This window comes from Chamaesiphon sp. (assembly GCF_041738855.1).
Lineage (GTDB): Bacteria > Cyanobacteriota > Cyanobacteriia > Cyanobacteriales > Chamaesiphonaceae > Chamaesiphon.
On record NZ_JBGSPA010000125.1, the window covers coordinates 1 to 7552 of the forward strand.

The window sequence follows — 7552 nt, forward strand, 5'->3', positions numbered from 1 at the left end:
GTCAAAGCCTAGAAACCTCTCTCTAGGGCGATCGAGGAAGCAATACGAGTGTTCGCGTTGAAAGGGCTGGTTGGCGTAACCGCGCCGCGAGGTAATCAATTTTTGAATTCGCCAACAGTATCCGTATCCTGTAGCTATCCCTACATAGGCAAAAGTTACTTCCTCCGATGAACTCTAAACAGCCTAACGAGCAAAATCAGCCAGATCGGGCTGAGAATCTAGATGAGAATTTAGCAACCGTTGGCGACAGCCTTTCCTTGGAAAAGCGATTTCCAGTGGTGGGAATTGGAGCTTCAGCGGGAGGATTGGACGCATTTAGACAATTACTGAGTCATTTGCCAACCGATACGGGGATGGCATTTGTGCTGATTCAGCACTTAGATCCCGACCACAAAAGTTTGTTGACAGAGATATTGGCGCGAGAAACTATCATGTCCGTGTTTGAGGTGCGCGATCGGATGGCAGTGGAACCAAATTGCGTATACGTGATTCCGCCCAATACCAAAATGACGATCGAACAGGGGCTACTCAAACTGACCCCACGCGCGCAAAGTCGGGCGATGATCAAGCCTGTAGATACCTTTTTCCTATCACTAGCAGCCGATCTGGGCAGTAAAGCGATTGCTGTCGTCTTATCGGGCGGGGATGGGGATGGTTCGCGGGGACTCGAAGCCGTCAAAGACGCAGGTGGCATTACGTTTGCTCAGTGTGAGGCCTCGGCTCAGGTAACTAGTATGCCCAATACGGCGGTGGCGACAGGTCATGTAGACTTTATTTTATCACCTCAAGAAATTGCCACAGAACTAGCAAACATCAGCCGTCATCCATATATTGCTAGTCCCATACCTGCGAAAGCTGTTGAAGTGCTAGGAGAGAAAGAGACTGCCATGCAGGTCATCTTTTCGCTGTTACGAACGGCGACAGGGGTAAACTTCACCCAGTACAAACACGCCACGTTAATGCGACGCATTTTACGGCGGATGGTGATCTACAAGCTAGAAAATATCGATGATTATGTCACCTACTTGCGCGAACACTCCGCAGAAGTGCAGGCATTGTATGAGGATATCTTGATTCACGTTACCAGTTTCTTTCGCGATCCGAGCGCGTTTAAAACTCTCAAAACTAAGGTATTTCCAAACATTGCCAATCAAGGGGCGGATGAGCCGATTCGGATCTGGGTAGCCGGATGTTCGACCGGAGAAGAAGCATATTCGCTCGCGATTTGTCTGTTGGAATATTTGGACAACCAGCCAATTAAGCCGCCGATTCAGATTTATGCGACCGATATTAGCAATCGAACCATCGACACAGCCAGAACTGGCTTTTACAAGTACAGTGCAGTTGCAGATGTCTCCCCCGAACGGCTCCAGCGATTCTTTGTGCCCGTCGATGATGGGTATCGGATCGCCAAATCGATCCGCGAAATGTGTGTCTTTGCTAGACAAAACATCTGTAGCGATCCACCTTTTTCCAAACTAGACCTGATTAGCTGTCGCAATGTACTGATTTATTTGGGAGCAGCATTACAAAAGAAGATTTTACCAACCTTCCACTATGGACTCAAACCTACGGGTTTTTTGATGTTGGGTAGCTCCGAGACGACAGGTGACTCTTCAAACTTGTTTACTGCGGTAGATAAAAAGCAGAAAATTTATGCCAGAAAATTAGCTCCAGCACGGCTGACGATCGATCTCATTAGCAACACTCAGACCAGCAAAATTGTAAATTCCATCCCCAGCGATGACCCTGATTGGAGCGACTTTGACTTACAAAAAGAGGCAGATCGGATCGTGTTGAAGCGGCTCGCACCTGTTGGTGTCGTCATCGATAACGATTTAGAAATTCTCCACTTTCGGGGACAGACGAGTCTCTATCTCGAACCTGCACCGGGTAGAGCCAGCCATAACTTATTGAAGATGGCTAAAGATAGCTTGAAGCTGGAGCTGCGCTCTGCGGTTTACCAAGCCAGACAGCAAAACTTGGTGGTGAGCAAGGAAAATTTGCAGATAATCGATGGCGAGGGAACCAGACAGGTTAACTTTGATGTGATTCCCCTTAAAACGCGCGGTGTTGAAGAACGCTATTTTTTGATCTTGTTTCAAGCAACTCTTCCAGCCGCGATGCCTCAATCCCCTGGCGGGATGTTGACGCTGAACTCCGCCGATCTCACTACCCCTGAGTCAGTTAGCTCACCCAGTGAGCTAGAAAATGCCCGACTCAAGCAGGAACTAGCCACTACTAAAGAGTATCTGCGCTCGATTATTGAAGAACAGGAAGCAACCAATCAAGATCTGCGCGCGGCGAATGAAGAAATCTTGTCTAGTAATGAGGAATTCCAAAGCAGCAACGAGGAACTGGAAACCGCTAAAGAGGAAATCCAGGCAACTAATGAAGAACTCAATACCATCAATGACGAATTACAGCGACGCAACCATGAAGCAACCCAGGTGAGCAACGATCTCGAAAACCTGATTAGCAGTACGAATATCCCCAGTTTGGTGTTGGATAGCGATCTCTGCATTCGCAGCTTCACTCCACTCGCCCAAAGCGTTCTGCGTCTGATTCCGACGGATGTGGGACGACCATTGTGGGATCTCAACCACGCCCTCACTATCACCGACTTGGAATCACAGATTCGAGAAGTCATTAACACCCTCAAGAGCACAGAACAGGAAGTTCAAGATCGAGACGGGCATTGGTACGATCTCCGCATCCGCCCTTACCGAACGCTCGACAATAAGATCGATGGGGCAATGGTGATCTTGATCGATATCGACGCGCTCAAACGCAGTATGGAACAGCTCGAACGCAGCATGGAACAGCTCGAACACTCCCGTAACTATGTGCGAGCGATCGTCGAAACCGTGCGCGAACCGCTGATTGTCCTCGACGGCAACTTGCGAGTAGTTACGGCCAATCGCTCGTTTTATGACACCTTTGAGGCGACAAGCGCGGATACAGAACAGCAATTAATCTTCGATCTCGGGAATGGACAGTGGAATATTCCTCAATTGCGGCGGTTACTCCTAGAAATCCTCCCCACTGACAGCGAATTTCAGAATTTTGAGGTCGAGCATAACTTCGAGCAAATCGGCAACAAAACGATGCTACTCAATGCCCGGAGGATGACTCAAGCCGAAGGTGGCGACAATATCCTTCTGGCAATCGAAGATATCACCGAGCGCAAAATCGCCGCAGTAGCTTTAGCCGAACGCAGCAATGAGCTAGAGAGCTTTGTATATAACGTTTCTCACGATCTCAAGGCTCCGTTACGGGCGATTGCTAACTTGTCCCAATGGATTGAAGACGACTTAGAAATAAAGTTGCCACCAAACAACCAGCAACAGTTTCAGCTCCTACGTACCCGCGTCAAACGGATGGAGTCGATGATTGACTCTTTGCTGCTGTACGCCCGCGCCGGACGACAAACAGCTCCTCTAGAAACCTTCGATCTGGCCGAACTTGTGAGCGAGATTATCGACTCCCTTGCCCCGCCAGAGGGCTTCAGCATCGATATACAGCCACCGCTGCCAACGCTTACGACCAAACGTGTCTTTCTAAGCCAAGTTTTTGCCAATTTAATTTGCAATGCTATTAAGCACCATACTTCTCTAACAGGACATCTACACATTTCGGCACTCGAACATCCAGACTGTTATGAATTTATCTTTAAAGATGACGGCCCTGGTATCGCCCCCGAACATCATGCCAAAGTCTTTGACATTTTCCAAACCTTCACAAGTAAGGATAATAGTGATAATACGGGAATTGGTTTAGCAATTGTTAAAAAGATTATTGAAACAGAGCAGGGTACGATTCGGTTAGAGTCTAGCTTGGGACAGGGGACAACTTTTTATGTGATGTGGCCGAAGAGTCATCAATAACCTGAGTTTGGAATCGAAGTTACCTTGCGAAATGTATACTTTCTGCACTCCCTGAGAATTAAGGGAAAACGAATGTCATTGAGGATGTTTGAAAAGTCAGATAATCAGTAAAAAATGCGCTTGTAAAGTAATGGTACCCAAAAAAATATAAGAAACTTAAAATCCAGGCTTCTCAAAATGACCCAATCACATTTTTAAACCCTATATTCCTGCTGATAAAGGAATATAGGGTTTTAACTCTTAACTATGGTCAGTGTAATTAGCTTATTTCTAGCTTGTTGATTTACTGGAGTTTAGACTAAAAAATAAGCGCGTCGAAAATATCTGCCATAAATTGAAGGCAAACCGATTCTAAACCAGAGCAGAGATTTAAGATTAAGCAGCTACTTTGGGAGACTTTTTAGATCGAGAAGCCCGTTTTTTAACAGTTGGATAACGTGGTGGCTTAGTACGTGTGTTTCCTTTAATCCAGCCAGGAGATTTTCCCCTTGGTTTGGGAGATTGGGCGGGAGTGCCAATCTCGACCAAAACTGAAATCATAGACTGAGCAACACGCCCAGGGGTTAAATTAATAGTAGCAGCTTGCCAAGGTAGTCGGTTTTCGACCACCAGATCTCTAGCTAGCCACAGTTGCCAACTCATCAACGGCAGGAGGTCGCTCCATCGCTGGGATTGCTCTGGAGTTCTCAAATTAGGCAATGTCCAATGCAATCGTTGCTTGGCAAAACGATACCAATGATCCACTCCAAAGCGACGCAAATATTTAAACCAAACCTGCTCTAAGGGCAAGGTTCTTGCGCCCACCCAAACTAACCACAACGGTGGATAAGGCTGACCGTTAGACATTGGTTTAATTCTTTCAACGAGAATCAAATTGAGGGGATTTCCAGCCGCACGATAAAAATGTAAGTCTTGCCATTGCTGGACTCTGACTTGCCCTAGTTGTGGATGATGGTCAATTTCCAGGATGGCATCTGGCTCCAGCCAAGTTTGGGAGTCATTGAGCTTGATTTTCTGCCCATGTTTACGTGGTCTGCCGCGACCGCTATAAGCTGGTGGTGCCGACCAAAAACAGGCATTCTTTCTGACCCGCATCAGACAATCAGCTTTAATCTCCGCTTGTGCTAGTACCCATGTTGCATTGCCATACTCACGGTCTAATACTGCTAGGACTGGAGTAGCAAGCTGCTCACAGACTTGCTTGAGTTGCTCTGCGGCTTTGGGAATCGGTGATTCTCCACTAGTAATTCGTTCATGCAGCAATGGGAGTGCCCAACTGCCCTGCTCTTCTGGGATCCAGGCTATTGTGCTGTATCCTTGTCCGACGATTACTCCTTTTTGATATTGATGTGTTCGATCTTTTAATGTTTTGGCATCTGGTCTGCCCCATGCGGTATGGTCGATTGCTACCAATACATGTTCTGTTGCTGGGACTTGTTGCTCTAACTGCTGGATATACATTACCATCAGCTTCTTTCGATCTGGTCTACTGTCTTGTAGTGCTTCATAAACACTTGACCATTGACGATTGAATAATGGGCTGAGTGCAAATTCTGCTAAACATGCCGCGTTTCTGGTTGTCATCACTGCATCCATTAACTCGAATGTCGCATCTTTGGCTTTGACTAATAAATCATATGCTGCTTGACGAAATTCCTTTAATAGTTCACTGTTCATTGAAGGTGAGTGGATGGGTTTTCTTTTTTCACCCTCATTCTCTCCCTAACGGTAGCCCCAGTTCTTCTTTGGCTACCGTTCTCTCTTTTTTAGTCTAAACCTCAGTATTTGAGAATGGCCGCCGATGCTATTGTCAGCCCAGGGCTATTATCATCTTCTAAATTAGAGGCAAAAATCTGAGATGCCACCATCGATCGATCTGGATGATCGATGGTGGTCGGGGCGGGGTATGGATTTTGCCGCTTGCTGGGAGGTCGCTACAAGTAGCCTACAACTAACGAGATGACACGAGTTTGCCCCAAGCTAGCTAATTTTTAGATCGATGCAGCCAAATTCAGGTGCCTATAGTTACGTTTATAGGTACTTCAAATCGAAACACTATTATCTGCAAACAGCAATGGGGGCAAGAAATCTGCGAAAATATAAACAGTTAACGCTGAGTCCGATAATGCCATTTTTCGGACTCAAAACTGTCAAGGTAAAATAGATGAGTGCAATTGTACCAAAGGTTTCCGGCTCTTTTCTGAGTTCAATTAAAGCTGCCGCCCAAACTACGACAATCGATGTTTGGGAGGATTTTTTAAAGCTGCAAATTTCAGCCAATACCAAAAGGACTTATGCCTCGGCTTTAGATGATTTTTTTACGCGACTGACGGGCAGTGCCGCTAATCCGCAGCAAATTCAAGAGTTGCTGCGGCTGTCCCAATTTGAAGCGGTGGGGGTGGTGCTGAAGTATAAGGGGTTACTGCTGGATCTGGGTCTGGCACCTTCGACGATTAACACGCGGTTATCGGCGGTGAAGTCTTTAGCTAATCATGCGCGAAAGTTAGGGCAGTGTAGTTTTAGCCTCGAAGATGTCACTCACGTTCATGTCGAGAAGTATCGGGATACTTCGGGCGTGGGAGTGAAGGCTTATCGATCGATCTTAAATGAGGTCGATCGATCTAGTGTCAAAGGTAAGCGAGATTACGCAATCCTGCGCCTACTCTGGGATAACGCTCTGCGGCGGGGGGAATTGGTGGCGACGAATGTGGGGGATCTGCGGGAGGGGAAGTTATGGATCGTTGGTAAAGGGAAGACTCAGCAACAATCGATCGATTTGGCTTTGCGTACTTTAGCGGCTCTAGAGGAGTGGTTAGCGGTGAGGGCGGGAGCGGCAAACGAACCGATCTTTATCGCTTTGGATGGGCGATCTTATGGCAAACGTTTGTCGGGGCGATCTGTGGCGCGGGTGGTGGACTGGGTAGCGACTGATGCGGGGGTGACTAAACATTTGTCGCCGCACCGGATTCGGCATAGTTCGATTACGACTTTTCTAGATGCCAGTGGGGGGGATGTGCGGACGGCGCAGCGGTTGTGTCGGCATTCACGGTTGGATACGTTGATGATTTATGACGATAATCGTCAGGGTTTGCAGGGGAAGGCTTCGGGGGTATTGGCGGATTTGGTTTAGGTGTCGATCTTGAGGGAGAATAATCTTTGATACACTCAAATACTAATATACTGAAAATAGCTCCGAGCAAACCCCCCAACTTCTCAGCTTGCAATAGCAAGACTAAAAGATATGTACGAAATCAAAAGAGGCTGCGCCCAAGCGGTAGTAGGTGCAGTCGCCATCGCGAGTGTATATGCAATCGCCACTCCAGCTCCAGCGACAGCAGCCACCTTCACCCTTGATAATAGCAATAGTAATTCTGGTTCATTCAATTTCACAGGGACAGTCGATACAGTTAATATCTCCACTGCGGGAATTTACACGATCGATGTCTTCGGTGCACAAGGTGCCAGTTCTGGAACTAATTCAGGCGGACTAGGTGGCGAACTCAAAGCCAATTTTAACCTCACTGCTGGCGCATTAAGCATTCTCGTCGGACAACAAGGCTTCAGCAACAGTGTTGGTGGTGGTGGTGGTGGTGGTGGAACGTTTGTGAAAAATGGCAGCACAATCCTAATAGCTGCTGGCGGCGGTGGCGGCAGCAGCGGCGGCT

At 47.4% G+C, this 7552-nt stretch carries 3 protein-coding genes and 1 pseudogene; 3 read left to right on the forward strand and 1 reads right to left on the reverse strand.

Features of this window, described 5'->3' with window-relative positions; genetic code table 11:
• The first annotated feature begins 167 nt into the window (after positions 1 to 167).
• A complete protein-coding gene (locus tag ACEW9I_RS11550) occupies positions 168 to 3887 on the forward strand; it encodes a chemotaxis protein CheB (RefSeq protein WP_373540487.1) in 3720 nt (1239 codons plus the stop codon).
• A 375-nt stretch (positions 3888 to 4262) separates the two neighbouring features.
• Here ACEW9I_RS11550 and ACEW9I_RS11555 read toward each other — a convergent pair whose 3' ends face one another.
• Positions 4263 to 5564, reverse strand: coding sequence for an NF041680 family putative transposase (locus ACEW9I_RS11555; RefSeq protein ID WP_373540488.1), 1302 nt, complete (start codon positions 5562 to 5564; stop codon positions 4263 to 4265).
• 487 nt (positions 5565 to 6051) lie between these two features.
• Between ACEW9I_RS11555 and ACEW9I_RS11560 the strand changes: the two genes are divergently transcribed.
• Positions 6052 to 7017, forward strand: a complete 966-nt coding sequence (locus tag ACEW9I_RS11560) for a tyrosine-type recombinase/integrase (RefSeq protein ID WP_373540489.1) — start codon at positions 6052 to 6054, stop codon at positions 7015 to 7017.
• A 111-nt stretch (positions 7018 to 7128) separates the two neighbouring features.
• Positions 7129 to 7552: pseudogene (locus ACEW9I_RS11565) on the forward strand (hypothetical protein); the annotation flags it as partial.